The organism is Camelimonas sp. FR25, from assembly GCF_059740505.1.
This window is the reverse complement of the sequence record NZ_JCAWFG010000113.1, coordinates 1-26,372: the sequence shown is the minus strand read 5'-3', so window position 1 is coordinate 26,372 and position 26,372 is coordinate 1. Positions and strand designations below refer to the sequence as shown.

The window sequence follows — 26,372 nt, the reverse complement described above, 5'->3', positions numbered from 1 at the left end:
ACGATCACCCGCGTATCACGCCCATGGACCGCTGATGGGATTGCCCAAGGGGGCGACCTTTGCGGCCGTCCTCAGGGCCAGCGCGCCGGCGTGATCGATGGCGCCCGTCCCTCGCGCGGCAGCCTGCGCCAGGGACGGCAGCCCTGATGACCGCCATTGGGCGGACAGGACCGACCATGAAACGTCAATCACTTCACCACGCGGGCGCGGCGCCGAAAGCCGCCCAGCGCCACGCGCGCCATGCCGCGTCACTCATGCTGTGCGCCAGCGCTTTCGTTCTGGCGCAGGCCAGCGCCGTCCGCGCCGAACCGCCGGGCGCCGCGCCCCAGACGTCGCCAGCCGCTGAAACCGCCATCGCTTTGCCGACCCTCGAGGTGCAGGGGGCCAGTGGCCAGGGCTCGCTGACCGCGCCAGGCAATGCGGCGCTGGCGGCCGCCAGCGCCCGTACTCCAGCCGCCGTCAGCTTTGTGGAGGCCAGCGCCTTCGCCAATCGCAGCGCCGCCACGATGCGCGACATGCTGCGCGACACGGCGGGCGTGCAGGTTGAGGAGCGCTATGGCCAGGAGCAAAGGCTGTCGATCCGCGGCGCCGGCCTTGCGCGCGGCTATCACCTGCGCGGCGTCGAGGTGATGCAGGATGGCGTGCCGACCAACAACGCCGACGGCAGCGGTTCGCTGTATCAGATTGATCCGCTGTCAGCCCGCGCAGTTGAGGTGTGGCGCGGCGGCAGCGCCCTTGCTTTCGGCGCCACCACCCTTGGTGGCGCCGTCAATGTGGTGAGCGAGACGGCGCGCACGGTAAGCACGCCGCATGAGGCGCGCCTTGAGGCCGGCGCCGACGGTCTGTTGCGCCAGCACTTGCGCCTGTCGCATGTGGCGGGGCCAGTCGACGTGCTGGTCAGCGGCTCGTGGCTGAATGGCGACGGCTATCGTGACCACGCCGCCAGCATCTATCGCCAGTTCAACGCCAATCTCGGCTGGCGGATATCCGATCAGCTGGAGACCCGGTTTTACGTCGGCCTGTTCGACATACGCCAGAAGCTGCCAGGGTCGCTGTCGCTGTTCGACGCGCTGCATCAGCCGCGCCGGGCCAGTCAGCCGGCGATTTCTGGCAATCAGTCGCGTGAGGAAACCGCCGTCCGCATCGCCAATGTCACGAGCCTCAGGCTCGACGCCGGGCAGTTGGATGTGACCAGCTGGGCGATCCGCAAGACGCTGAACCACCCGATCTTCCAGGTGGTGGCGCAGGATGGCTGGACCTGGGGCGTCGCGCCCCGCTACCAGGGGCAATTCACCCTGGCGGGCTTCAACAACGATCTGGTGGTCGGGGCGCGGCTGTCGGGCGGCCGCACCGACGCCCGACAATATGTCAATCGCGCCGGCCATCGTGGGGCGCTGACGGTGAGCGGCGTGCAGGACGCGCTCAACGCCGAGGCCTATGCGGAAAACACGCTGTGGCTCCATCACAGGCTGGGGCTGGTCACCGGCCTCAAGGCCTTCAACAGCCTGCGCGCCTATGACCAGGGCTTTAACGCCGCCCTGCGCCCGGCTTTCTCGGATCGCCATGACAGCGCGCGCTATGCTGGCGCAAATCCGCGCATTGGCGTGCTGTGGCGGCCGCTGGATGAGGTGCAGGTCTTCGCCAATCTGACGCGCAGCGTCGACGTCCCGGACTTCACAGATCTGACCCAGACCTTCGCCGGGACCACGAAATTCGCGCCGCTGCGGGCGCAAAAGGCGTGGACGTTTGAGGCGGGCGCGCGCGGCGCCTGGGGACCGGCCAAATGGGAGCTGACCTGGTATCGGGCACGACTGCGCGACGAGATGCTGGCCTATACGGTCAATCCGTCGATCCCGGCCAATGTGTTTAACGCGCCGCGCACGCTGCATCAGGGCGTCGAGCTGGCGGCCAGCGTTGATCTGTTCCGTCTTGCCGGTCTGGATCTCGACGGTGCCAGTCTGACCTTGCGCCAGGGCTGGACGTGGAACGATTTCCGCTTCCAGCGTGATCCGGTCTATGGCTCCAACCGCCTCGCCGGCGCGCCAGAGCATGTGCTGCGCACCTCGCTGTCGCTGCGCAGCGCGGCGGGGCTGTATCTGACGCCATCGGTGGACTGGGCCCCGGCGGGCGCCTGGGTCGACTACGCCAATACGCTGAAGGCGCCAGGCTATGTGCTGCTCAATCTGGAGGCAGGGCTCGACGCTGGCGACGGCCTGAGCTTCTACCTCGACGCGCGCAATCTCGCCGACCGGCGCCATATCGCCGATGTCTCGACCATCGCCAATGCGGCCACCGCGCCGGCCAGCGGGCTGGCGGTGTTCTATCCAGGCTCCGGGCGCAGCGTGCGCGTCGGCGCGCGCTACGCCTTCTGAGCGGGCGCACGGCGAAGCAGGGTCAGGCGCATGGTCAGGTTGGCCCCGGACGGATCATGCGCCACCGCGCCTCCAGGCCTTACAAGCGCCGTCGCTGGCGCTGCGAACTGCCGGCGCCTTCGCCCTGGGCGGCGGCGCAGCGCGGCGCGCGCCAATCGCGGCGGCAGGGTGACGGGTTTGTGAAGCCGGTATGGCGTCGCACTCTGGACCAGTGTGCGCTGGCGCACACCGCGTCAGCCGCCAGCGTAGGAACTGTGCATCTTTGTACCCCATGCGCGTTTGACGCAGATCAAACCGGCGATTACTAACCGTTCGGTTGGAAATAAATGGATGCGACATGGGCCGACGCCGGATCATAGACAGCGACGCTTTGCTTGACGCTGCCGAGCGGGTGGTCCAGCGTGCCGGCGCCGTGAACCTCACCATCAGCGCCGTGGCCGAAGAGGCTGGCGTCAGCAAGGCGACGGTTCTCTACGACTTCAAGACCAAGCAAGCGTTGATTGCGGCGATCGTCGCGCGCCAGATCGCCGCCGACGAGACCAGGCTGCAGCAATGCATTCGCGAGGCGTCGGAGGACCCGGATGTGACCGATCCGGAGCTGGCGGGGCGACTGCGGTTCGCCGCCAGTCATCCCGAGACGCAGGATCGGGCGAGCGTGCTCACCCTGTGCGTGGCGATGGCCTCGGATGACAGCGTGCGCGACCGCATCAGGGCGTTTGTCCAGAAGGATCTGGAGACTTTCGCCCCAACCTGCAGCAATGATCCGGCGCCGTTCATGGCGTTTCTGGCGTTGCAGGGCTATCTGACCCTAAAGTATTTTGATCTTTACGAATTCTCCCCTGAGGTCCGTGACGTTATCTTCGACAGCGTCGCCCGGATGGCCCGGACCCAGTGCAACTCTGGCAGCAAGCAGTGACGGATATGGCGCAATTGCAAAAACTCTCCCGTAAAACGCCCGCCTGGCTGGCCCTGCTGATGTGTGCGCCAGTGCTCGCCGGGGGCGCCGCCGTGCTCGGCGCGCCTGGGGTGATCTCCACGGCGCTGGCGCAGCCGGCGATGCCGCCCGCCTTCGTCCAGTTCATCACCATCAAGCGTGAGCCGGTGCCGCTGACCCGCGATCTGCCAGGCCGCATCGCTGCAGTGCGCACCGCCGAGGTGCGGCCGCGCGTCAGCGGCATCATTGAGGATCGGGTGTTCCAGCAGGGCAGCATCGTCAAGGAAGGCGACGTGCTCTACCGCATCGATCCGACCCTGTTCCGGGTGGCGGTGGCCAGCGCCAAGGCCAATCTGGAGCGGGCCAAGGCGGCGCGAATCCTGGCCAGGCAGAAGGCGGACCGCCAGCAGGAGCTGCAGAAGCGCAACGTCTCCTCGGCGCAGGAATATGACGTGGCCGTCGCCAATCTCGCCCAGGCCGAGGCCGAGGTCGCCGCCGCCCAGGCGGGCCTCGACCAGGCCAATGTCAATCTCGATTACACCGAGGTGCGGGCCCCGATCACTGGCCGTATTGGCCGGGCGCTGGTCACCGAGGGCGCGCTGGTCAGCGTCGGCGGCGTGCAGCCGCTGGCCATCATCCAGCAGCTCGATCCGGTCTACGCCGACTTCACCCAATCCTCGACCGAAGTGCGCCAGCTGCGTCAGGAGCTGGAAGCCGGTTCGGTGGCGGGCGTGAAGAAGGATGAGGCGTCGGTCGAGCTGCTGTTCGACGACGGCGAGGCATATGGCCACAAGGGCCGTCTGCTGTTCTCGGAGGCCTCGGTGGACCAGACCACTGGCCAGATCACCCTGCGCGCCGAATTTCCCAACCCGACTGACGAGTTGCTCCCTGGGCTCTATGTGCGCGTGCGCATTGAGCAGGCCCGCATCGACAGCGCCATCGCCATTCCGCAGCAGGCGGTGACCCGTGACGCAGCCGGCACGGCTCAGGTCTATGTCATCGGTGAGGGCGACGCGGCGACGTTGCGCCCGATCGAGCTGGGGCCGGTGACCGGCGACCGCTGGCTGGTGCGCAGCGGCCTCAACGAGGGCGACCGGGTCATCGTCGAGGGTTTCCAGAAGATGATGCCGGGCGGCAAGATCATTCCGCAGCCGTGGAAGGGGCCTGTGGCCGCCCGCCAGGCGGCGGCGGACGCCGCCCCGGCGTCAGGTCAGGGGGCTGGGCAAGGTGCTGCACAGCAGCCAGGCAAAGACGCGGGCAAGGATGCGGGCAAGGATGCGGCCAAACCGGCTGACAAGCCGGCGGCTGGCGCGCCGGCGAAGAAGGGCGACTGAGGCTGATCAATGGCTCAATTTTTCATTCTGCGACCCATCTTCGCGTGGGTCGTCGCCTTCTTTATCTCCATCGCGGGGTTGATCGCGCTGCCGTTCCTGCCGGTGGCGCAATATCCCAAGGTGGCGCCGCCGCAGCTCAGCATCTCGACCATGTATCCGGGCGCCTCGCCCGGCGAGATCTATCAGGGCGTGACGCGCCAGATTGAGGATGAACTCAATGGCGTGAAGGGCATGGCCTATTTCGAGTCCACCTCGGACGCGACGGGCCAGGTGTCGATCACCGCCACCTTCAACACCGGCACTGACATCGACATCGCCTCGGTGAACGCCCAGAACGCCATCCGGCGCGTGCAGCCGCGGCTGCCGACCACGGTGGTTCAGCAGGGCATCAACACCGAGGAAAGCGGCGCCGGCTTCCTGCTGATCATTTCGCTGACCTCGACCGACGGCAAGACCGACGACGTCGGCCTCGGCGACTATCTCAACCGCAACGTGCTCGGCGAGCTGCGGCGCATTTCCGGCGTCGGCAAGGCGCAGCTGTTCGCCTCGCCGCGCTCGATGCGTATCTGGATCGATCCGGACAAGATGCTTGGTCTGAAGATTTCTTCGACCGACATCGCCAACGCCATTCAGGCCCAGAACGCCCAGGTGGCGGCGGGCAAGATCGGCGCAGACCCCAATCCGATCAACCAGCAGCTCACCGCCACCGTGCTGGTCAAGGGCCAGCTGACCTCGCCGGAAGAGTTCGGCGCCATCGTGCTGCGCGCCAATCCGGATGGATCGAGCGTGCGCCTGCGTGACGTGGCGCGCGTTGAGGTCGGCAGCGAATCCTACAATTTCGCCACCCGTCTGGACGGCAAGCCCAGCGCGGCCATCGCCGTGCAGCTGTCGGAGAGCGGCAACGCCGTGGCCACCGCCAATGCGGTGCGGGCCAAGATGGAGGAGCTGGCGAAGTTCTTCCCGAAGGGCATTGAGTACTCGATCCCTTACGACACCAGCCCGTTCGTGGAAGCCTCGATCGAGAAGGTGGCGCACACGCTGCTGGAGGCGGTGGGTCTCGTCTTCCTCGTGATGTTCCTGTTCCTGCAGAACTTCCGCTACACGGTGATCCCGGCGCTGGTGGTGCCGGTGGCGCTGCTTGGCACGCTGGCGGTGATGTTCGCCGCAGGCTTCTCGATCAATGTGCTCACCATGTTCGCCATGGTGCTGGCGATCGGCATTCTCGTCGACGACGCCATCGTGGTGGTGGAGAACGTCGAACGCATCATGGCCGAGGAAGGGCTGTCGCCGCTGCGCGCCACCCAGAAGGCGATGAGCCAGATCTCGGGCGCCATCATTGGCATCACGCTGGTGCTGGCGGCGGTGTTCATTCCGATGGCGTTCTTCCCGGGCGCAACCGGCGTGATCTACCGGCAGTTCTCGCTGACCATGGTGGTGTCGATCCTGTTCTCGGCGTTCCTCGCGCTGTCGCTGACGCCTGCGCTGTGCGCCACCTTCCTCAAGCCGGTGAAGGGCCATGGCGAGGAGAAGCGCGGCTTCTTCGGGGCGTTCAACCGCTTCTTTGACCGCACGACCCGGCGCTACGCCGGTCTCGTCACGGGCGTGAGCTCGCGCGCCGGGCGGCTGATGGTGATCTTCCTCGCCATCACCATCGGCACTGGCTGGCTGTTCATGCGCCTGCCGTCGTCGTTCATCCCGAACGAAGACCAGGGCTATATCATCGTCGACATCCAGACCCCGTCGGAGGCCAGCTCGAACCGCACGCTCGACGCCATCAAGCAGATCGAAGCCATCGCCAAGGCCGAGGAAGCCATCGCCAATGTGGTGGCGGTGCGCGGCTTCAGCTTCTCCGGCAATGGCCAGAACGCGGCGATCATGTTCATCACGCTCAAGGACTGGAGCGAACGCGGCCCAGGCAAGAGCGCCCAGGATGTCGCCGACAACATGAACAAAAAGATGTGGGGCATCTCGGACGTCATGTCGTTCGCGTTGTCGCCGCCGCCGATCATGGGCCTGGGCAATTCGGCCGGCTTCTCGTTCCGTCTGCAGGACCGCGGCGGTCTGGGCCAGGCGGCGCTCGCCTCCGCCACCCAGCAGATGATGTCGCAGGCGCGCCAGAGCAAGATCCTCACCGGTCTGCGCGTCGAAGGCCTGCCAGACGCCGCCCAGCTGACGGTGATCATTGACCGCGAAAAGGCCGACACCTTCGGCGTCAGCTTCTCGGCGATCAACGCCACCATCACCGCCAATCTGGGCTCGTCCTACATCAACGACTTCCCCAACAATGGCCGCATGCAGCGGGTGATCATCCAGTCGGAGGCCAGCGCCCGCCTGCAGGGTGAAGATCTGCTCAACCTCAACGTGCCCAATATCCACGGGGGCATGGTGCCGCTGTCGTCCTTCGCCAAATTGCAGTGGCAGAAGGGTCCGCAGCAGATCGTCGGCTACAATGGCTATCCCTCGGTCCGTATCTCGGGCAGCGCCGCGCCGGGCTATTCCTCGGGCGACGCCATCGCTGAGATGCAGCGCATCGCCGGCACCCTGCAGCAGGGCATCGGCTATGAGTGGACCGGCCAGACGCTGGAGGAGATCAAGTCGGGCAATCAGGCGCCCGTGCTGTTCGCCATGAGCATCCTGTTCGTGTTCCTGCTGCTGGCGGCGCTGTATGAGAGCTGGTCGATCCCGCTGTCGGTGATGCTGGTAGTGCCGCTGGGCGTGATCGGCTGTATCCTCGCCGTGATGCTGCGCGGGCTGCCGAACGACATCTACTTCAAGGTCGGCCTGCTGGCGATCATCGGCCTGTCAGCCAAGAACGCCATCCTGATCATCGAATTCGCCAAGGACCTCTATGCCGATGGCATGAGCCTGCGCGAAGCGGCGATTGAGGCCTGCCGTCTGCGCTTCCGACCGATCATCATGACCTCACTGGCCTTCACCCTTGGCGTGGTGCCGCTGGCCATCGCCACGGGTCCCTCAGCGGCCAGCCAGAACGCCATCGGCACCGGCGTGGTCGGCGGCATGATCTCGGCGACCATCCTTGCAGTGGTGTTCGTGCCGGCGTTCTTCGTCTTCATCCTGAGCCTGTTCAGGACGAAGCGGCCGGTCGATCACGGCGCCTATGTGCCGGAAGCTGAGGAGAAGCGCCCACATACGCCGCCGGCGCCTGACGCCGCGCATTGAGCACGGCGCAGCTCGATCAAAGTGCGATGCGTCTTACGCGCCGCACTTTGGTATGAGGCCCGGTTTTCGTGAGTGACCAAGGCGGGGAGCGCATCGGCGTTCCCCGCCTTTTCGTTGATGGCCCACGACCTTGCCCGGCTGAGGGCTTCTGGCGATAGCCATCGGCGCCAATGCAGGAGCGCCATCGGCGCCATTCTGGCGACGGGTCGCGACCGCCGCCGCCCTGACCCGCATGCCCCCAAACAGACAAGGCCCCGGTCGTCGGACCGGGGCCTTGGGCGTTAGGAATGCTGGCGGCTGGGCGCCGCACGGGCTCGGACGTTATACCAGGATGCGATGATGCTGACGCATCCGCATCCTGAAACGCTCAGGCGCCGCACGGGCTTGGCCAGAACCCGATGAGTCATATACTCATCGGGTTTGGTATTAGCCAGCCGCCTGGGCGGTGCGGATCAGGCGGCCAATGCGCAGCACGCCTTCCTCGATGGTCTCGGGGCTGGCGCAGGAGAAGCTGAGGCGGATGGTGTTGGCGCCCGTGCCATCGGCGTGGAAAGCCTGGCCTGGGACAAACGCCACCTTCTCGGTCTCGACGGCGCGGGCCAGCAGGCTGGCGCCGTCCATGCCGGCGGGCAGGGTGATCCAGATAAACATGCCGCCTTCCGGGCGCGTGAATGTGACGCCCTCAGGCATGTGGCGGGCGAGGGAGGCGAGCATGGCGTCGCGGCGTTCGCGATACACCTTGCTGATCCGCGCCACCTGGGCATCGAAGCTGCGCGTCGCCACATGGGCGATGGCCATCTGGTTGATGGTCGAGGAATGCAGATCCGCCGCCTGTTTCATCAACACCAGCTTGCGGATGACCGGGGCGGCGGCGACGATAAAGCCGACGCGCAGACCAGGGGCCAGCGTCTTGGAGAAGCTGCCGCAATACAGCGTGCGCGTCGCGTCGATGTCGCCAGCGCGGGCCACATCCAGCGCGAGAATCGGCGGGATCGGTTCGCCGTCATAGCGCAGCGACTGATAGGCCGCGTCTTCGATGATGGCGATGTCGAGCTCGGCGGCCAAATCCAGCAGCGCATTGCGGCCTTTAAGGTCGAGCGTCTCGCCGGTCGGGTTGGCGAAATCGGCTGACAGATAGGCGAATTTGACGCGGCCACCAGCGGCTTCCGCCGTGGCGCGATAGGCCTCTGGCGTGCGGTTGCCCGTGACAGTGAGCTGGTCATAGGTCGGCTCATAAGCGTTGAACGCCTGCAGGGCGCCGAGATAGGTCGGCCAGCGCACCAGCGCCGTATCGCCCGGCGACAGGAACAGCTTGCCGAGATAGTCGAGACCCTGCTGCGAGCCGGAGACAATCATGATGTTGTCGATGCTGCAGGGAATCGCCAGCTTGGCCATCTCACCCACCAGCCATTCGCGCAGCGGGATATAGCCTTCGGAGATCGAATATTGCAGGCCGGCGGCTGCATCCGCGCCGCCCAGAACATCCGCATAGGCTGCGGCGAAATCCTGCTTCGGGAACAGCGCCGGATCAGGGATGCCGCCAGCGAATGAGATGATGTCCGGCCGCTCAAGCAGCTTGAGAAGTTCTCGGATTTCGGACGCCTTCATCCGCGCGGCGCGCGTGGCGAAGACCTGCTCCCAGCTCAGCATCGGGATAACCTCGGGCTCGTTTGTCGCCGGGAACCAAACACAGCCCCCCATATGTGTCAATAATACTGACATAACCCCCGCGCGCTGGCGCGCGCAGGGCTGGGGGAGAGCACGCAGCGCCCAATGCAGCCTCGCAGCTCCGCTGAGCCACGGATGATCGCGCTAGCGCCGCGCCGCCCTGACCAGCGTTCCGTCAACCCTGTGGAGAATGAGGCAACAATGTTGCAAGGCGCGCTTGACGGCGCGGCCGCCGTTTAATGTAATAACGTTACAAAACAGGGGTCGCCATGTTCATCTCCCGCCTTGCACATCTGTCCGCTCGCCAGCCACACTCCAGCCCTGTGCTCATCACCCATGTGCGTCGCATCAGCGCCGGCGTCAGCCTCGCGGCCTGCACGCTTGCTGCTGGCGCCGCCTTTGCTCAGGGGGCGCCTCAGGGCAGCGCGCCGCAAGGCAATGCAGCGGGCGCGGCGATCGAGCTGGACGCCATTGAGGTGCGGGCCGACAGTCCGGTGGCGGCGCGCAGCGGCGCGGGGCAGGGCGGCGCCGCCGAGGGCGCGCCAGGACTGATGATCGTGCCGCTGCGCAGCTTTGCGCCCGTCTCCGTCGTCACCCGCAGCGATATTGAGCGCAATTTGCCGCAGAGCCTGGGCGAGGCCGTGGCTGATCTGCCCGGGGTCACAGCCACCTCCTTTGCTCCAGGCGCGAGCCGGCCGGTGATCCGTGGCCTCGACAATCATCGCGTCGCTATCCAGGAAAATGGCGTCAATGCCTCCGGCGTATCGACCCTTGGCGAGGACCACGCCGCGCCGGTCAATCCGTTGACGGCGGAGCGGATCGACGTGATCCGTGGCCCGGCGACCCTGCGCTTCGGCTCCCAGGCCATTGGCGGCGTCGTCAGCGTCAGCGACAATCGCATTCCGACGAAAATCCCGGAAAAAGGCGTCAGCGCCCGCATTCTGAACGGCGTCTCCTCAGCCAATCGCGGCTATTCAAGCGCGGGCGAAGCCACCGCGGGCGCCGGCAATGTCGCCGTGCACGCCGATTTCTTTCGCCAGAAATCCGGCGACTACGCCACGCCGGCCGGGCGGCAGCTGAACTCGGGCCTCAACAGCTCCGGCGCGGCCATCGGCGGATCGTTCATCACCGACAGTGGGTATGTCGGCCTCGCTTATTCGCATTTGCGCAGCCTGTATGAGATCCCCGGCGGGGAATCGGCGGAACTGCGTAGCCGCATCGACATGGTTGAGGACAAGCTCTTTTTGCGCGGCGAACACCGGCCTGGCGGCGCGTGGATCGACGTAATCCGCTTCTGGGCTGGCGCCTCGAACTATCGCCACCGCGAGCTCGGCCTCGCCCACACCCACGCTGATCATGACCATGATCACGACCATGACCACCACGATGTGCACGCCGATCATGATCACGGCCATGGCCAAGATCATGGTCATGATCATGCCGGCGAAGCCGCCTCGCCAGCCGGCCAGACCCTGCACTCGACCTTCTACAATCGCCAGCAGGAAGCCCGCGTTGAGGTGCAGCATAGCCCCTTCGCCTCGGCCATTGGCACGTGGAGCGGGGCGCTGGGCGTCCATGCGGCGCGGCAAAAACTCAACGCCAGCGGTGAGGGCGGCGGTCTGATCGCCCCGGCGGAGACCCGGTCGCTGTCGGCCTATCTGTTTGAGGAGTTGCAGATCACTGACAACTGGCGTCTGCAGATCGCCGGTCGCATCGGCCATGTCCAGGTTGATGGTTCCGCGGCCCGCTTCCCGGCCGATTACCTGCCGCATGTTCACGACCATGGCCATGAACATGCGCACGACCACGATCATGATCACCATCATGACCACGCGACGCCAGACCCTTCCACCAATCTGACGCCGCGTACCCGCAGCTTTGCGCCGAAGAGCGTCAGCGCCGGCGTCCAGTACACGCTGCCCTGGCACAATATCGTTGCGACGCTCAACGCCCAATATGTCGAGCGGGCGCCCACGGCGCCAGAGCTGTTCTCCAAGGGCGCCCACCACGCATCTGGCACGTTTGAGATCGGCGATCCCAATCTGAAAATGGAGCGCGCGCGCACGATTGAATTCAGCCTGAAGAAGTCGGATGGGCCGGTGCGGTTCGAGGGCAGCGTCTATCACACCCGCTATGCCGGCTTCATCTACAAGCGCCTGACCGGCGCCGGTTGCGGCCACGACTTCGCCAGCTGCGGCGTGGACAATGAGTTCCAGCAGGTTGTCTACTCGCAGCGCGGGGCGACTTTCACCGGCGCTGAGTTCATGGGCCAGTTTGATCTGGCCTCGGTCGGCGACGGCAAGCTCGGCGTTGAGGCGCGTTATGACATCGTGCGGGCGAAATTCAATGACGGAACATGGGTTCCGCGCCTGCCGCCCCAGCGCCTGGGCGGCGGCGTCTACTGGCGCTCCGACGCGGTGTTTGCCCGCGTGCTGCTGACCCACGCCTTCGCCCGCAACGATACGGCGCCTCATGAGACGCGCACGCCAAGCTACAACAATCTCAAGGCCGAGCTGAACTGGCGCTTCAAATTGCCAGGCAATGCGATCGGCGCTGAAGAAGCCGTGCTCGGCGTCGTCGGCGACAATCTGCTGAATGATCGCATGCGCAATAGCGTGTCATTCAAGAAAAACGAAGTGCTGATGCCAGGCCGATCGGTGCGGGCGCATCTGACGGTGAAGTTTTGACCAGTCAAATGCGGCGACGCTTGCCTGCCTGTGACGCCGCCCTGCGGGCGCGCTTGCGCACGATCCTCGCGCCGCCGCATGGTTGTTGCGATCATGCGCCGCCCTCGGCATGACGCAAAGAAAAGGCCGCCAGAACAGCGGCCAGTTGAGGTTTTACAGTAAAGGGACACGCAGGAACGCACGGCTTACAATGCTTGATGGTGGGGGGCGCTGTCCAACCCTTGGCGCCACATAGCGGGAGCAAACGGGAACGACGGCAAGCCGCGGCACATTGCGTCGACGACCCCACGACGAATGTCGGCGCATACCGCTGTCGCAAGCACCGCATCGCCGCCTTCGATCGCGCCATGGCGCGCGTGACAGGCCGCCAACTGCTCATAAACGTGCACATACTGCCACTGCAGGCGAGTTGCGCCGGTGGGCTGTCGATCTTCCCGGCTGCATCAGGGCTGGGTGACACGACAGGCCGGTCGCCATATGCGCCGCCGCCAGCGTGGCGCCCGTGTCGCAACGCTGGGTCAACCGCATGATCCTGGTGAAGTTGCGGCCGGACAGCCTTAACAACCGGTTGTGACGGAGCGGCTGGCCGACTAAGACGGGTCAGCAATTGTCTCAACCGGAACAAAACGTCTGATGAAACCGCCCGTCTGGCGCCAGCAGCGCTCCATCTATCCATACGTTACCCGCCTTCAGACCCGTTATCGCGACGAAGACCGGCTGGCGCATATCAATAATATCGCCATCGCCGAATTCTATGACGAGGCCCGCTCGCGTTTTACCCGTGACCTGTTCGTCCGCGCGGGCGTCGGCATGAAAACACGGATCGTCACCGCGGACAGCCGCCTGACCTATCTGGCGGAGGTGTTCCATATGCAGGATGTCGACATCGCCACCGGCATCCTGCGCATTGGCTCGTCATCCTATGACATTGGCCAGGCGCTGTTCATTGGCGAGGCCTGCAAGGGCATTTGCACCACCACCTTCGTCCACGCCGCCACCACAGGCGCCACCCCCATGGGGGACGACCTCCGCGCCGCGTTGCAGGACATGCTGATCAACGTCCCGGCCACGGCCTAAGCACTGGCGCCGGCGTGATGCGGCGTCGACCCGGCGCCCGCCGCCAGCGCATCGGCCGGTTGGTGGGCGCCAATCCGGGCGCCCCATGCCGGGCGCACAGCAACACAAATCCTTGCCATGTCGCTCATGCGGCTGTCCTGACGCGAGGGTGTTCATCTCGTCGCGAGGCCGGCTGGGGGCACGAAGTATGCCGCGTTCTTGCCGGCGCCGGTTTTGGCTTTCGCCAGTTCTTCCCTGGCGACGACCCGCAGATGCACTTCGTCGGGGCCGTCCAGGAAGCGCAGGGCGCGCCCCCAGGTCCAAAGCCAGGCGAGCGGCGTATCGGGGCTCAGCCCCATGGCGCCGAACACTTGCATGGCCCGGTCCATGACCCGTGTCTGCAGCCGGGCGGCGACGATCTTGATGGCCGACACATCAATCCGCGCCGCCGCATTGCCTTCCCGGTCCATCCTGTCGGCGACTTTCAGCACCAGCAGGCGGGCCTGGTCGATGTCGAGCCGTGTTTCGGCGATCCAGTCCTGGATATTGGCATTGTCCGCCAGCGGGCGGCCGAAGGTCTTACGCTCCAGAGCGCGCTCGCACATCAGTTCGAGCGCCAGTTCACACTGGCCAATGGTGCGCATGCAGTGATGCACCCGGCCCGGGCCCAGCCGCTGCTGGGCCAGCCGGAAGCCATGCCCCTCTTCACCAATCAGGTTGGACACCGGCACGCGCACATTGCGGAACAGCAGCTCACAATTTCCCTCGGGGGTGTTGTGATGCATGATGGGGATGTTGCGCACGACGTCGAGCCCTGGCGCATCCATCGGCACAATCACCATCGAATGCTGGCCAGACGTACCGTCCGGGGCATGCCCGCCGGTCACGCCCATGACGACGGCGAACCGGCAGTTGGGATGGTTGGCTCCGGTGATGAACCACTTGCGGCCGTTGATCACGTAGTGGTCGCCATCCCGCTGGATCGTGGTCTGGATGTTCCTTGCGTCGGAAGACGCGATGTCTGGTTCGCTCATGGCGAAGCAGGAGCGGATTTCGCCGATCAAGAGCGGGTCAAGCCACTGCGATCTTTGGTCGGCGGTCGCAAACAGGTGCAGCAACTCGATGTTGCCCGAATCCGGGGCGCTGCAATTGAATACTTCTGACGCCCAGTGCACGCGCCCCATGATCTCCGCGAGCGGCGCATATTCCAGATTGCTGAGACGTTGCCCCGGTTCATCCTCGCTGAGGCCGGGCAGGAACAGATTCCACAAACCCTCCGAGAAGGCGCGCGACTTCAACCGTTCGATTAACGCGAGCGGATAGCGCCCTGCAGCCACCTCCCGGTGCCAATGGCCATTGGCGGGCTCGACATGAAAGCGCATGAAGTCGCCAAGCTGCTCCCGCAAGCGTTCCACCTTCTCAGCGTATTCGAAATTCATTTTTTTACTTTTCTTTCTCAACGAGAATTTGCGTTCAGCATGCACAAAGCAGCGCCCCTTTCGTCATTGATGCAGATCAAGCCAGGCATGCGTCACCACGGCCTGAGGGTTGTTTTGGGTGCTGGGCAACCAGACGCGGCGGCCACTGTGACAATCTGCGACGCCTCAAACGCACGCCTGAGCACCGGAGGGCAGGGGCCGTGAGCGATCCGTCCGAGGCGCCCGTGTGTGTCGCTCCAGATGTGGAGCCGCGGGGCCCGCCGCTATTGCACGGCGCGTGCCTGGGATCTGCGCGTCGTCGTTCCCGGCGCCGTTATGCTGCGGACGCCACGCCGGCCATTTGGGATTTTACTCAGGATTACGCCGCCATGAGCAGCCTGCGACGCACAAATTGCGGCTCGCCTGCGCCCTCAGGAGAGTGTGGCTGTCGCAGGTGGCAGACCATCGCAACTGAGGCAAAGAGCTTGCCCGGCCACCGTCTGCAGCACGATCGGAAAACAGCCGAAGGTCACGACGTCGCCTGCGTTCAGGCTCCGCCCATCAGCCAATGTCTGGGCCAGCCAGACAATGGGCTGAATGATGTCCATCGGCTGCCGGGCCATACCAACGACACTGCCGTCAATGGCGACGCTCACGGCGATGGAGCCCCGACGCAAGAGCGCCTGTGGATGTGCGTCTGCGCCCAGCCACGTGGCCACGTGCAGGCCGAAATCGGCGATGGCGGCGCAATGGCTGTCCCCCGTCACCAACGTCCGGCGCCCGAGTAGTCCAAAGGCGGGATGGACGGCGGTGATGGCGTTCGCCACTTGCGCGGGGTCGACGACGCCATCCTGACAGCATGAAACTGGAGCGCCGAGCCACAGGGCAAGCTCACACTGGACCCCAATGGCGCCCTCTGGCAGCCGCAAGCTGATGTCCGGACCAAAATGGCTGCTCGCGATTGGCGCGTAGATGGGCGTGCGCAGACCAAGCTGTCGACGCGCATCTGCTGTCCAGCCGACCACACAATAGCCCACACATTCAGCTGAGAACGCCAATATCGCCTGCGCCTGGACCTCCCAGGCATCCAGCTCATTCATGCCAGGCGGCATGGATGCCGCCATGCGCTGCGTGCGCCGGGTTGTCGCCAGTCGCTCCGCCAACGAAGCAATTTCTTGCGTGTTCATCAACAATGCCTCTGGCGGCATGAGAGCGTCATCGCGCGCCACTGGCAATATGCAGCGTCACTATAGGCGTCAATTTATTTTTATAGTCATCATAATAACAGAATTACTATATCGCGAGCAGGCAATAGCTCTCGTATCCACATGGCGATGTCTGCAGGTTCTGCGCATCCCCTGGCCCACGTGAGGCCCGGACAGGCACATTTGCTTGCGCCGGACGGTGCGGCGGGGGATCGCCTGCGCCGCCTGTCATTGCGCGCCCACGGCTCAGGACGCAGCGCCCCACTGAACGCAGAAAGCACCGTCATGACCCATCAGGCTGCGAAGAATTTGCCCGTCGCACACTTATCTGCGCATGCCATCGCCGCAGCGCGCCCCACGGGGGCGAGCCACAGCCGCCCCTGCCGTCGCGGCACGAAGTTTGGCGCCGCTTGCGTGCTTGCGATCGGCGCAGGCCTTGCGACGGGGGCAGACGCGCAGGCCGAGCCCGTCGCGGCGCCCGCATTCGGCGGCCCATTGCGCGCCAATCCGACCCCCTACACCATTGATGTCGGAGGTTTCGGTAAACTCTCAATCACCGGACAATTGACCGGTCTCGGCATAACCCAGAGCCACGCCATACCTTATAGCGGCCCGCAGAACCGGCGACCGCTGCTTGACGTCAGCAACGCCCAAATTGAGGTTCAAACCACGGGAAGCCCGCTACAATTCTACGCCCAGGCCGGCGCCTATGCGCTACCGTCGCTCGGAACTGCCTATATGCGCGCGACTGACGCCTTGAAACAGCTCTACGGCCCCGTTCCCGTCGCATATGGCAAGGTCCAGATCACGCCCGAGTTTTCTATCCAGGCGGGGCTGCTCCCAACCCTGGTCGGGGCTGAATCCACATTCAGCTTCCAGAACATGAACATCTCGCGCGGCCTGTTGTGAAATCAGGAGCCCGCCATCAGTCGCGGCGTTCAGGCCAATGTCAGCAAGGGTGCGCTGACGGCATCCGTTTCGCTCAATGACGGCTTCTTTTCTGGCGAACTGAACTGGTTGTATGGCCTGCTGGCCTGGGCGGTGACGCCGACCAGCACCATTACGGTGGTCGCGGCCGGGAACCTCGGTGAAACGCGCAAATCGACGCCTGCGACACCACTGGCGCAGAATAATGGCAGTATATTCAATGTCATCTACAGTTACAGCGCTGGTCCCCTGACCATCTCGCCTTACCTGCAATACGCACGGGCGTCAGCCAACCCTGCAATCGGCATCGATCGCCCGGCCGAAACCGCCGGGGTAGCCGTGCTGGCGCGCTACGCCTTCACTGAACAGTTCGCGCTGGCTGGCCGGGTGGAATACATCGCTTCAATCGGCGGGGGATGCAGCGCGGTAGAAAACTGCGCCCCTACCAATCTGCTTTATGGCCCGGGAAGCCGGGCGTGGTTGGTGACGCTGACCCCCACCTACCAGCAGGGCATTTTCTTTGCCCGTGGCGAGGTGTCCTATACGCGCATCGACCGTCCCACGCCGGGCTACGCCTTTGGCGCCAATCTTGATCAGCGCGGCCAGACACGCGGCATGATCGAGGCGGGCATTCTGTTCTGAGTGATCGGGGCGTGCGCCGCGCGACGCCTCGCGGCGCAGTTTTCCGATATGCGTCGTAAACATCCACGATAAAAGCCACGTCCAGACATGTGCGCTCATTTCGCCACGCATGTCGCCGTTCAGAACCAAGCGGCCGCGCCGCCGATCACAGGTGGACCCGCACATATGTCCGCACGATCAACACGGTGCCGGTTTCGGGGCATCTTTTGTGCGCTGCCCACGCCATTCTCCGCCAACGGCATCGACTTTGCAGCTCTCGATCGACTGCTGCAGCGCCAGCTGACGCAGGATGTCAGCGGCATTGTCATCTGTAACGCCAGTGGGGAGGCCTCGACGCTGTCGATCGAGGAGCGCTGCGCCATCATCAAGCACTGCGTCGCGGCGGCAGGTGGCAAACTCAAGGTCATCGCCGGCGCGGGCACCAATGATACGCGGCGATCGACAGAGCTTACACGCATGGCCGCCGACCTTGGCGCCGATGCTGCGCTGCTCCCGGCGCCATATTACAACAAGCCGGGCCCGGAGGGACTGTTCCGGCATTTTGCAGCGATCAGCCACGCGTCCAGCATACCGCTCATCCTGGACAATGCGCCGGGCCGCGCCGCTGTCGACGTTACGCCCGACCTGCTGGATCGGCTGATCACGCTGCCCGCCGTCGCCGCCATCTGCGACGCCACCGGCAGCATCACACGGGCCGAGGACATTCTGGAGCGCTTCGGAGATCGCATTGACCTGCTGTGTGGGCATGATCCCGCGGCCCTGGCCTGGTCAGCAGCCGGCGCCAGCGGCGTGGTCTCCGACATCGCCAATGTGGCGCCTGCCGATATGGTGGCGATGGTGGAATGCGCCGCGAGCGGCGACATCGTCGTGGCGCGGCGCCTGCATGCGCGATTGGCCCCACTTTTCGCTGCGCTGGAGCGTGAACCATCCCCCGGTCCGCTCAAGAGCGCCTTATCGTTAGCGCACGGGCTGCCGGCATCGGTGCGGCTGCCGCTGGTCGGCGCTGAGCCCGAAACCATCGACGCACTGGCTCACGCCTTGCTGGGCATGGGGTTTGAGCTGGACGGGCGGGTGCCGGCTGCACGCGCATGCCTGCCCGCCGGCGCCCCAGGTCATCATGAAAAAACAACGCATCTGCAGATCAGCGACATGGATAGAATATCTGCCGTTTCGTAAATTCCTGGCATTGTCTACATGCCAGGACCGCTGCAGAGGCGTGCGGCGCTGGCCCGGTCACAACCAGTCACGCCGGTGATCCAACGCGGCCGTCGCCGCTGGCCGCCAAAGCTGGCGGCATGCAAGACGCCAAGCAATCCGCAACTGCGCTCGCCAATCATATGGGACATCGCCAATGGCGCGATCACTTCGCACAAAAGAGCCTCCTTCGCCAGTAAATCACTTCCTGGTTCGCCGGGACGCCAGAGGGTGCTGGACAGTCGAGGACGAACGCGGCCTCGTTGGCGGTATTTTCATCAGCCGCGCTGTGGCGCTGCGCTTCGCCCGACGTGAGAGCAACGGCGTCGCCGGCGCCGTGATCTGCTCACCTGAGGAACTGACAGTGCAGCGCGGGGTCGTCCTGCCGTTTGGTCGCGAAAGCGCTTGCCGGTCAGACGACGAGGTTTGATCAATCAGAATGCGCCCCCGGCATGGAGATGCGAGCGTGCGCCGATCATCACAGATCGGAGCGGTTCTGAAGCGCGCCGGGATCGTCGGTTACGAAACAGGGGCCCAGGGGCTGCATCTCGCAGCGGCTTTCCTGAGCGGCCTTTCAGGTTGGCAGAGCTGTTCTCGATCCCGTGTAGCCGCGATCAGCTGGCCGACTGACTGTTCAGTCTGTAGCCATGCAAGGACGTTTCCTGCACCCCGTGGCTGGCGATCGGCCTGATAATGGCGAAAGTAGATGCCGAACGACTGCATGCTGGCAGGGCGTTCCTGCCCCGGAGGGCGCGTTGACGCGCCGCTTGCGCAAAGGGATGCGACCCGAAACCAACTGGCCCGCGATGGACACGCTGCGCATGACCGCCCTGGTGGGTCGCGCCCTGTTCAGGGCGCAGGATGACGTCACACGGAATAGCCGGTGGGCTGCTGGACAAGCGCCGGACGGCGTCACCGTGACGGCGGCGTCGCGACCTCACACGCAGATTTGTCGCGAACATAACATTCAACGGGCAAACTTCAGCGCACAATAGACCAGTGGTCCGACGCCATTTGCGCGCGCCATCTAGAGATGGGCTGTGACCGATGCTGGGCTTGCGCCCATGCCTGGCGACACCGCGCAGCACACATGGGAGGCGCCAGTTGACATGGGTTTTACCCGCCGCCGCAGCAATGACCATTCGCGCCAACGCTCGCCCGGCCCGGGCCGGCAAGGTCCTGCAACCTGTTGTCGGCGCAAACCAGATGCGTTTCGACCAGGCCTGCGCAACGAGGTGGCTGGCGTTCGCCTTCGATGGCGGCCTCCTGTGCAGGGGCGCCAATGCCGCGATGATGGGCGAGGACGGCGCCAGACGGATGGGCGTGCGCCGGCGGGAGGTGGCCATGCCAGCGAGGCGTCGCCACGCCACCGCTTTCAGAATGGCGGCCAACCCGCGTAACGTGATGCAAAACGTGTCCTGATAAATCAGCTTTGGTCCGACTGAACCGGGCGCCTCGGCTGTTTCCAAGGCAATCAGCACATCGCAGATCAAATAAAATAGGGAGGACAGTAAACATGAAAACCTACGAGGCCATTGCGCAGGCCATTCTTGATCAGGGCGTTGAGGTCATGTTCGGCCTGATCGGAGACGCCAACCTCTATATGGTTGATACGTTCATCAGGAGCGGCGTAGCGACGTATCAGGCGGCTGTCAATGAAGGGGGCGCTGTCCTGATGGCGCTTGGTTATGCCCAGGCGTCCGGCAAGGTCGGCGTGGCGACCATCACCCATGGTCTGGCGATCACCAATGCCCTGACCGCCCTCGTCGAAGGCCAGCGCGGCTCGATCCCCATGGTGCTGTTCGCCGGCGATACGGCGGTTGTTGATCGCTATCATTTCCAGAACATCGATCAGCGTGAGTTTTTCCATGCCGCGGGGGCAGGGTTCGTGCAGCTTCGCTCGCCCAGGACGATCGGCGAAGACGTGGCGACAGCTTTCAGGCGCGCCCGCATTGAAAAGCGCCCGATCGTCGTCAATATGCCTGCCGACCTGCAATGGCAGGACGCTGAATACACCCCGCACAAGGCATATGCGCCAGCCCGGCTCGAACATGTCGTCGATGGTCCGGATATGGAGAACGCGGTGGGCATCGTCGCCTCTGCCAGGCGCCCGCTCGTGCTATGCGGGCGAGGCGCATGCGATGCCTCCGCGCTTGAACGCATCGAGGCCTTCGCTGACCGTATCGACGCCCCGCTGGCGCACACGCTCAAGGCAAAGGGGGCGTTTGCCGGGCATCCGTACAATCTGGGGATTTTTGGCACCCTCAGCACGCCGGTGGCGACCGACGCCATCATGGCCAGCGATTGCATCATCGCATTCGGGGCAAGCCTCAACCAGTATACCACCGCACAGGGTAGCCTGCTGCGCGGCAAAAGGGTGGTGCATGTCAGTTCCGACCCCGCAGATGTTGGTCGCCACGTGATCCCGGACGCCGGCCTGGTGGGAGAGCCGGGCCGCACGGCGGCGCACATGGCGCGCCTGCTCGACGAAGCGGAAATTCCTGGATCGCGCTACCGTACGCCGGAACTGGCGCAGGCCATTTCGGAATTCTCTTATCCGCCGCTGCCGGACAAGGGCCTTCCGGGTACGGTCAGCGTCAGGCTGGCGCTACAGACCTTCGACAGAGCGGTGGACCCGGACCGCATCCTCGTCACCGATACCGGCCGCTTCCTGATTGATTCATGGCGGCTGATGAGCGTGAGAGACCCGCAATCTTGGGTCTATACAGTCAACACCGGGACCATTGGCCTCGGCATTGGCGAAGCCATCGGCGCCTCCTTCGCCGACCCCAAACGCCAGACCTTGCTGGTGACGGGCGACGGCGGCTTTATGCTGGATGGCCTGAACGAGTTTACCTCCGCCGTCCGGGCCAGGGCGAATTTGATCGTGGTGTTATGCAATGACGGCAGCTACGGCGCCGAACACATCCAGTTCCGCAGCAAGCAGATGGATCCATCCATTTCAATGTTCGAATGGCCGGATTTTGGCCCGGTGGCGGAAGCCATGGGCGCCGCCGGCGTCACAGTGCGCTGCGCTGCCGACCTCGACCTTGCTGTCGAGGCCATCCGGAGCAACCGACGGCCCTTGCTCATCGATCTGAAGCTTGACCCCGACAATATGCCAATGATTGATCACTGACGGATCCCTATGCCGTGGCCTGGGGTAGCCTGGGAACATCGACCATCAGGGAGCACCCAGCAATCAAGTTCGTTTGGCTGACTGCTCCACAGCAACTTCTCTCGGGACGTGCTTAACTTCCCGGGAGCAACAACAGCCACCTTATGTTCCCGACTTTACCCTCGAATGTACTGGAATGACATCCGCTCCGCCCGCCAATCGCATTTTGGCGTCATCGTCAAATCCTTGCTGAGATGGCCCGAGCCCGATGGCTGGCCTCCAGTCAACTGATATCGCTATTTTTTTACCTTGATCAGCGGGCCTTGCCTAAGGCTGGCCGCGGCAGATCGTTCGTTCAGTTCTTATATCGGAGCCCGATGGGTCAAACTCTTCGGGTTCTGGTTAAGCCCGCGCGGCGACTAAGCTTTGCAGGTCGCGGATGCTTCAGCATCTTCGCGTCCTCGATGAGTCCAGCGATACACCGGACCGGTCTAGCATCGAACCGCCCTTTACGTGGGACCATTGCCGTCGACCGCAGAGCCCACGTGGATCAGGTCGGCACTGTACGGCATTCCAGAGCATGTGCCGCTCTCCGTGAAAGGGAGCGGAATATGGGAGCGGAGTCTGATCGATAAAACGGTTCCGTGTCATCGGAGAACGCTCTCGACGCTCAGCCCGCGCGAGTCATTTCAATCCTGCAGGAGGCATCAAGCATAAGAGCATAACGCCGCAACCCAGTTGCCATCGCTCTCGGAAAGCGCCTGCAGGTCGATCTGTTCCGGGGTGCGCAGCTCAACGAAGCGCATGTTCGGTCGCATCACAGCTTCCACGAGGGCTGCTGCGTCCACCATGTCGGTCTTGTTTGCCCAAGCGATCAATGATGTTTGGGAACGTAGGCATAGGGCTTTACACCCGAACTGGCATGCGCCCTACTTTAGTTTGACAATTGAGATCAATCCGCAAGGGGGCTGCCCCGGATTCCTAATCATCAATTCCGGGCGTTTGGCTGCTCCGGCTGACCGGAGGTGCTCTGGAGGCAGTTCCTGCCAGACCACGGGTAGGCATCGCACAGGCTGAAGTCATACGCAGCTATCAAACATCTCGCGTGGTTTCAGTTGCCGGCGCTTACTGCACGCAGTTGCCGGCGCAGGCCCCAGAGACTGTTCAGACTGCCGCCTACAATAAGTTCGAGGGGGTGCCGGCCGCGGAAGAATGAGTCAAAAATCCGGGCCCTGAGCCAGGCATTTTCTGCCTCTGCGTCCCCCACGAACGTCGCAACATCCGCAAAGATGCCAATAACCAGAGATATGCGCTCCAATTCATCAATATCGAGCGTGAAATCCCGTCGGCTGGCAGCGAATGTTGCGTAGTGATTGTAGCTTTCAAGCGTGAGGCCCCCAAGTATGCGCCTGCGCTCATCTTCGGTGATGCCCCAACGGTCGGCAATATTAACGAATGTCCTGAATCCGGCGGCGCTCACCTTTGTGCGGCGTTCAGGGTTGAGATAAGGATCGTCGTCATCGCGGGGGATGATGTAGTTGGCTGTTTCGCTGTCAAATCCGGTCATGGTGTCAATCTGCTTTATGTACACCCGCGCGTGTGCCAACGGCACGAGGGGCCGGTGATTGGCTGGCAATGAGACGGGCAAAGGGGGGAAAGGGTGCGCAGGCAGGCGATGGCAGGCGCCTCATGTGCGGTCAGATACTGGCCCGGGCCATGTCGCCCCGGACGTATCAGGCCGTAGCCTGCAGTCACCTTGCGGTTTGTTTGCGAACAGGGTGGGACATAAGTTACCCATTCCGCAAGTGGCTGCTGGATGCAGGCGCAATGTGCTGATCTATGGAGTTCTGACGTATTTGCGTCACCTGGTGTGGCAAGGCATTTGAAATTGTCTGGACTTATTGACGGGACGTTCCGGAAAGAACTGCCTGTATCATGAGCTCGAGCCATTCGACGTCCTGGACTTCTGATGCCCTGAAGGGGACAAGCTCCCGGACTGGCAGATAAGTCAATCCGGCCCGGTCCGCCCGTCCTGCTGTGCGGCGCAGCACTCCAGGCTCAAGCCCTGCCCGCTCGCACAGATCTTTGCCTGGCCGGGTCTGTGACCACCGATCTACCGCGTGACACCACATCTGCTGGGAAAATGCCGCATCGAAAGAAGCCCCGGTCATGCCATCGGGCAATGATACCCGCAAACAGTGGCTCTCTCGCTGCACCAGTGTGCACTCAGGGAATGTCACGGGATGGGCCAGTTTCGACGGAAACCAGTCGTCCCATCCAGGCTCGAACTGATTACCTGCGTCGTCGCATGCGCCATATACAAGCTCGCGGAGTATTTTGACCAAATTCCAGACCTGATCCGGTTCGCACGAGGTCAGGAGGTACATGGGGCGCTTCAGGCGACTGGCGAGGTGAGCAAGACCGGTACACCCTAAAGCGATTATGGCGCGTTGCGGGGCCGCTGAGGATAGCCGGCCTGATCCGTTTCTTAACGTTGCATACGAACTGTCGTGTCCCAGGCTTGCCAAACCTCCCTTCGCCGTATGATATCGCGCTTCAGCAAGCTTGGCGGGTCCTGACGGAGGCCTGTCGAGGTGGCCTGGCGTCATGGCGTCAGCGAAAAGCTGAAACTGATCCCCGGATCGGTCAAATGTTTCAATTGTCATGTTTGTTCCGTGCTCTTATCTGATTTGTATTGAAATATGGCCGCTGCGATGGAGACTTCACGCCTGCCAGGTCATGGAGCGCGCCGGGTCGTGATGGGAGCTGAAGTTATGCGGGGCTAGTGCGCGAGATGTGACGCCCGATTGCAGGTGCTGTTCAATGATGCGATGCACGATCCGGGCAAGTATCTCTGCGTGACTCACCCATCTGGGATTGAAGGCAACCAGTTCACCTGCTGGAGAGAGCCGCGTGTCAGTGCCGCCAGGATAGGCGGAAAAGCGCCGCAACATCTCCGGATTCAGCCCCATGACCGCACAGTGGTCGCGGCCTTCGTCGGTCATCGACCAGCGGTCAATCGCGCCCTTGCGAAGTTGCCTGTCGAATTGCGCGTCAAATTGTTCGGCAGAGAGTCCGGGCGGGAGGCCAACAATCATTGATTTTCCGCAGCGCCGGATCGGTCCGCTCAGGGGGAGGGCATCGCCGAACTGGACGATAGACTGAAACCACCTATCCCACGCAGGTTCGTGGCGGATATCCGACCCGGCCAGGTATGCAGACCCGTATCGCGCTGCGTTGTGCTCATCCATTCGCTGGCCGACGCGATCGGGATCGCAGCAACCGATTTTGTAGATCGGGAAGCCGGCACGAAGGGCGAGATCACGCGCGCCGGGGCTGGCTGCGACGTAGATCGCCCGGTCGGAGACCGGCACATAGTCTGGAGTGCGGGGCAGGGCGCCTGCACTGCGGTATGGGGAGCTGTCGCGTCCACCGACCCGCGGCCAATCAGTTGGCAACTGCGACAAAAGAGGTTGATGTTTGGCTCCTCTGTTACGGTTGCGCGCCGCCAGCAGACCTGGCAGCAGGGGGACGCTCGTGTCGACAGGTGAATCGAATACAAATCTACTGTACACTGTATCAGTCTCTATATTATTGCTGGGGTTATGAAGTAATTAACTTCGTTAGTGGCTTCTTTGTTAAATAATTTTTTGTATTTTGGGGTTGATGATGAGGAATTGGCTTTGGCATTCCCTGTCACCGCGAAGAAAGGCTGCAATGAGGGAAGCGTGCTGCCTGTCCATGTGACAATGGCTCCCCCCGCGCCCAATCCAGTTTGAAGTTCGATCTGGGTCTGGTGCGAGGAGCAGATATGGCGCGCCCCCGATTCTCATAGGAACAGATCAACGCGATCCTGAAGGAACACGCGGCATTCCTGTAGCAGAGCTATGCCGGAAGCACGGGTCAGTGACGCGAGCGTCTGCAAGTGGAGGGAACGGTTTGACGGCATGGAGGTGTCCGAGGCCAAACGGTTGTGAGCGCGTGAAAACTAGAAAAGTCGGCTAAAGCGCTTGTAGGCAGATTCCACGCTCGGCAACGCAGCGCTGGCGGACCTTCTGGGAAAGAGGTGGTGACGCTCGCCGCGAGGCGGCAAGCCGTTCGCCATCTCACCCAGCAGTACGGAATGAGCGATCCTCGGGCGTGTAAAGCCGCGCGGCGCGCGGATCTTGGCATCCTGCGAGGTCGCATAAAGGAGCTCGCCCCTGACGCCGCCAGTTCGGCTATCGGCGTCTGAATTTCCTGGCGCGTCGCGAAGGCTATGAGATCAACCACAAGTAGCACTCGCGGATATGCATGGAGGAGCAACCCGGCGTGCGACGACGCGTCGGTCGCAAGCGGGCCATGAGTGTCAATAATGAACGCATTGCCGCCGAACGTACGGTGGTCGCTCGACTTCGTGTCGATCTGCCGACTGGCTGCAGGCGCCTATTGTGCCGCACCTGATCGGCGATGCCATCCGGCCGCTCGGCGTGATCCCAGAGCGGATCCGCCCACGCGCCGGAAGGTTCATATGGGCTGGCGGACATGGGGTTGTCGGCTCGGAGCACCTGAATACCGGGGCCGAGCATGGGCACAACACTCAGAGCGCGCTGGATGGCAAACGTAAACGTGGCCGCCGATCGCATTGCGATCCGACA

At 63.6% G+C, this 26,372-nt stretch carries 15 protein-coding genes and 1 pseudogene; 11 read left to right on the top strand and 5 right to left on the bottom strand.

Translation table 11 applies throughout. The features are described from left to right. Positions 1-176 precede the first annotated feature (176 nt). The 4 genes from AC6A67_RS16795 (at position 177) to AC6A67_RS16780 (ending at position 7,820) form a co-directional block, all read left to right on the top strand. Positions 177-2,372 (top strand): TonB-dependent receptor family protein, encoded by a 2,196-nt coding sequence (locus AC6A67_RS16795; RefSeq protein ID WP_498037713.1) that lies wholly within the window; start codon positions 177-179, stop codon positions 2,370-2,372. Positions 2,373-2,709: 337 nt separating this feature from the next. Beyond that, positions 2,710-3,288 carry a TetR/AcrR family transcriptional regulator gene (locus AC6A67_RS16790; RefSeq protein WP_498037712.1) on the top strand — a complete coding sequence of 193 codons (579 nt, stop codon included), beginning with the start codon at positions 2,710-2,712 and terminating at the stop codon, positions 3,286-3,288. Positions 3,289-3,293: 5 nt separating this feature from the next. Continuing rightward, the gene (locus tag AC6A67_RS16785; RefSeq protein WP_498037711.1) at positions 3,294-4,640 is read left to right on the top strand and encodes an efflux RND transporter periplasmic adaptor subunit; all 1,347 of its coding nucleotides are present in this window, start codon (positions 3,294-3,296) and stop codon (positions 4,638-4,640) included. Positions 4,641-4,649: 9 nt separating this feature from the next. Continuing rightward, the gene (locus tag AC6A67_RS16780) at positions 4,650-7,820 is read left to right on the top strand and encodes a multidrug efflux RND transporter permease subunit (protein WP_498037710.1); all 3,171 of its coding nucleotides are present in this window, start codon (positions 4,650-4,652) and stop codon (positions 7,818-7,820) included. A gap of 426 nt (positions 7,821-8,246) precedes the next feature. Here the strand turns inward: AC6A67_RS16780 and AC6A67_RS16775 are convergent, their stop codons facing one another. Continuing rightward, positions 8,247-9,470: an aminotransferase-like domain-containing protein gene (locus tag AC6A67_RS16775; protein WP_498037709.1), complete on the bottom strand. Its 1,224-nt coding sequence runs from the start codon at positions 9,468-9,470 to the stop codon at positions 8,247-8,249. 287 nt (positions 9,471-9,757) lie between these two features. Here AC6A67_RS16775 and AC6A67_RS16770 point away from each other — a divergent pair, with 287 nt between their 5' ends. Both AC6A67_RS16770 and AC6A67_RS16765 read left to right on the top strand, forming a co-directional pair. Then, positions 9,758-12,175 (top strand): TonB-dependent receptor, encoded by a 2,418-nt coding sequence (locus AC6A67_RS16770; RefSeq protein WP_498037708.1) that lies wholly within the window; start codon positions 9,758-9,760, stop codon positions 12,173-12,175. A 633-nt stretch (positions 12,176-12,808) separates the two neighbouring features. Then, entirely contained in the window at positions 12,809-13,252 is a 444-nt protein-coding gene (locus tag AC6A67_RS16765; protein WP_498037707.1) for an acyl-CoA thioesterase, read from the top strand. 152 nt (positions 13,253-13,404) lie between these two features. Here AC6A67_RS16765 and AC6A67_RS16760 read toward each other — a convergent pair whose 3' ends face one another. Beyond that, positions 13,405-14,670, bottom strand: a complete 1,266-nt coding sequence (locus tag AC6A67_RS16760; protein ID WP_498037706.1) for an acyl-CoA dehydrogenase family protein — start codon at positions 14,668-14,670, stop codon at positions 13,405-13,407. Positions 14,671-15,080: 410 nt separating this feature from the next. Next, the gene (locus AC6A67_RS16755) at positions 15,081-15,836 is read right to left on the bottom strand and encodes a fumarylacetoacetate hydrolase family protein (protein ID WP_498037705.1); all 756 of its coding nucleotides are present in this window, start codon (positions 15,834-15,836) and stop codon (positions 15,081-15,083) included. Positions 15,837-15,977: 141 nt separating this feature from the next. Between AC6A67_RS16755 and AC6A67_RS16750 the strand changes: the two are divergent. The 4 genes and pseudogenes from AC6A67_RS16750 (at position 15,978) to AC6A67_RS16735 (ending at position 21,756) form a co-directional block, all read left to right on the top strand. Beyond that, positions 15,978-17,423: pseudogene (locus tag AC6A67_RS16750) on the top strand (outer membrane beta-barrel protein). A 165-nt stretch (positions 17,424-17,588) separates the two neighbouring features. After that, positions 17,589-18,599 carry a 4-hydroxy-tetrahydrodipicolinate synthase gene (dapA, locus tag AC6A67_RS16745; RefSeq protein WP_498037704.1) on the top strand — a complete coding sequence of 337 codons (1,011 nt, stop codon included), beginning with the start codon at positions 17,589-17,591 and terminating at the stop codon, positions 18,597-18,599. A 1,152-nt stretch (positions 18,600-19,751) separates the two neighbouring features. Continuing rightward, positions 19,752-20,039 carry a hypothetical protein gene (locus tag AC6A67_RS16740; RefSeq protein ID WP_498037703.1) on the top strand — a complete coding sequence of 96 codons (288 nt, stop codon included), beginning with the start codon at positions 19,752-19,754 and terminating at the stop codon, positions 20,037-20,039. 94 nt (positions 20,040-20,133) lie between these two features. Beyond that, positions 20,134-21,756, top strand: a complete 1,623-nt coding sequence (locus AC6A67_RS16735; RefSeq protein WP_498037702.1) for a thiamine pyrophosphate-binding protein — start codon at positions 20,134-20,136, stop codon at positions 21,754-21,756. Between the two features lie 1,090 nt (positions 21,757-22,846). On the opposite strand, the gene AC6A67_RS16730 is transcribed toward AC6A67_RS16735, so the two are convergent. Then, entirely contained in the window at positions 22,847-23,302 is a 456-nt protein-coding gene (locus AC6A67_RS16730; RefSeq protein WP_498037701.1) for an antitoxin Xre-like helix-turn-helix domain-containing protein, read from the bottom strand. 1,156 nt (positions 23,303-24,458) lie between these two features. Then, positions 24,459-25,310, bottom strand: a complete 852-nt coding sequence (locus AC6A67_RS16725; protein ID WP_498037700.1) for a hypothetical protein — start codon at positions 25,308-25,310, stop codon at positions 24,459-24,461. 855 nt (positions 25,311-26,165) lie between these two features. Between AC6A67_RS16725 and AC6A67_RS16720 the strand changes: the two genes are divergently transcribed. Continuing rightward, the coding region (locus AC6A67_RS16720; RefSeq protein WP_498037699.1) for a hypothetical protein at positions 26,166-26,372 on the top strand (207 nt) is incomplete at its 3' end.

What these genes read in the sequence shown, in the direction of transcription:
- AC6A67_RS16755 (WP_498037705.1), bottom strand. Translation starts at nt 15,836, where the DNA reads ATGAACACGCAAGAAATTGCTTCGTTGGCGGAGCGACTGGCGACAACC.
- AC6A67_RS16765 (WP_498037707.1), top strand. Translation starts at nt 12,809, where the DNA reads ATGAAACCGCCCGTCTGGCGCCAGCAGCGCTCCATCTATCCATACGTT.
- AC6A67_RS16740 (WP_498037703.1), top strand. Translation starts at nt 19,752, where the DNA reads ATGACCATTCGCGCCAACGCTCGCCCGGCCCGGGCCGGCAAGGTCCTG.
- AC6A67_RS16790 (WP_498037712.1), top strand. Translation starts at nt 2,710, where the DNA reads ATGGGCCGACGCCGGATCATAGACAGCGACGCTTTGCTTGACGCTGCC.
- AC6A67_RS16775 (WP_498037709.1), bottom strand. Translation starts at nt 9,470, where the DNA reads ATGCTGAGCTGGGAGCAGGTCTTCGCCACGCGCGCCGCGCGGATGAAG.
- AC6A67_RS16795 (WP_498037713.1), top strand. Translation starts at nt 177, where the DNA reads ATGAAACGTCAATCACTTCACCACGCGGGCGCGGCGCCGAAAGCCGCC.
- AC6A67_RS16785 (WP_498037711.1), top strand. Translation starts at nt 3,294, where the DNA reads ATGGCGCAATTGCAAAAACTCTCCCGTAAAACGCCCGCCTGGCTGGCC.
- AC6A67_RS16760 (WP_498037706.1), bottom strand. Translation starts at nt 14,670, where the DNA reads ATGAATTTCGAATACGCTGAGAAGGTGGAACGCTTGCGGGAGCAGCTT.
- dapA (WP_498037704.1), top strand. Translation starts at nt 17,589, where the DNA reads ATGTCCGCACGATCAACACGGTGCCGGTTTCGGGGCATCTTTTGTGCG.
- AC6A67_RS16730 (WP_498037701.1), bottom strand. Translation starts at nt 23,302, where the DNA reads ATGACCGGATTTGACAGCGAAACAGCCAACTACATCATCCCCCGCGAT.
- AC6A67_RS16770 (WP_498037708.1), top strand. Translation starts at nt 9,758, where the DNA reads ATGTTCATCTCCCGCCTTGCACATCTGTCCGCTCGCCAGCCACACTCC.
- AC6A67_RS16735 (WP_498037702.1), top strand. Translation starts at nt 20,134, where the DNA reads ATGAAAACCTACGAGGCCATTGCGCAGGCCATTCTTGATCAGGGCGTT.
- AC6A67_RS16780 (WP_498037710.1), top strand. Translation starts at nt 4,650, where the DNA reads ATGGCTCAATTTTTCATTCTGCGACCCATCTTCGCGTGGGTCGTCGCC.